2 protein-coding genes are annotated in these 1,276 nt (G+C 40.7%); both read left to right on the forward strand.

Annotated elements, in window-relative coordinates; genetic code table 11:
- Positions 1-569, forward strand: a 569-nt coding sequence (locus PPOP_RS14135; protein WP_006287188.1) for a hypothetical protein, incomplete at its 5' end; no start/stop codon positions are given.
- A gap of 15 nt (positions 570-584) precedes the next feature.
- A complete protein-coding gene (locus PPOP_RS23475; RefSeq protein ID WP_006287189.1) occupies positions 585-1,091 on the forward strand; it encodes a hypothetical protein in 507 nt (168 codons plus the stop codon).
- Positions 1,092-1,276: the final 185 nt, after the last annotated feature.

The following is a 1,276-nucleotide window of genomic DNA, read 5'->3' on the forward strand; positions in this document are numbered from 1 at the left end:
CAGTTATCCAAATCGGGCAAGGAATCAGGACAGAATTCGACGATATGGTGATAAACGGCGATCTCAATTCTCGTTATGCCTATGGGGGAGCATTTTTAGCAGAGTTAATTCCTCTTGGTAAACTCGGTAAGCTTGGTAAGGTCGGTAAGCTGACAGGTAAGGGGCCGAGTGAACTTAGACACAAACTCGACTTGCAGATGTTTGCTGAGGGGACGGGGAATCGCGTGCCAACCAAGCTTGGTGCTGGCAGTGACCCTAATAATTTTGTAAATGAACATGCCAAAAAGCACTTGTATGACCCGACTAAACCATCGACTCCAAATAGATCGCAGTACGGTAAAGATGTTGATGTATTTCAGCTAAGACGGGACACTATGAACAATCCAGATAAAGCTTATTCCAATTGGCCTAATCCTAACAATCCTAATACCCAAAGAATCACGAAGTACTATAAAGAGTACGATGGGAATATTAGCACGCCAGATACTCCAACTGGAAGTCATAGGGTTTTCGAGAATATAGGTAACCCAAAAAGTAGCTCTCATTTCCCTTACGTCCCAAGAAAATAAAAGGTTGGTGAAATTATGACTTGGCTACTATATCATGCTATATTACCTGATATTCATGAACACCATGTTTCCGTCAATGAGGTTATGAGGGAAGGCATTAGTTTTCAAACCAAATCAAATAATTGGTATGGGAATGGTGGTGAAGTTAAAAACTCGATAACTAATATGTTAAAACCATCAGGCACTCCTCTGTGGATTGATTTCAAGAAGGCTTTGGGAGTTAATTTGACTCCCCATAAGCCACAATCATTCTGCTTCCCTATATTTACGGATAAAATTCGGGTATTTGATGGTGATATTTCCCTATCTATTTATGACCAAGCTTTCTATGAAGATTTAAAAGATTTTGATGAAGAAGCACTAAATTTTGATACTGGGGAAAGTGTTGAACATTGGATCATACAGTATTGGAACAGTATGGTGACGCTAGAAGAATATCTTGTACAGAAACCTTATCCTAAGCCGGAAGTATTGGTTTTTGAATCCGTTCCTAAAGAGATTATCCAAGTATGTGGAGAATAAACTATACTAACCTTGACTGGCTTCATGCCTTTCAAGGTTTCTTTTTTGGAGGGGGTGGGTGACGAATGAACTTATCATTCAACTAACATATCCGATCACGTTCGCCGTTCGATGACGAGCCCGGCAGGCACGACGTATTTTGTGACCAATGAGGAATCCATGCTCAGCCAACTTCTGATGGAAGT

Source organism: Paenibacillus popilliae ATCC 14706, from assembly GCF_000315235.1.
Classification (GTDB): domain Bacteria; phylum Bacillota; class Bacilli; order Paenibacillales; family Paenibacillaceae; genus Paenibacillus_B; species Paenibacillus_B popilliae.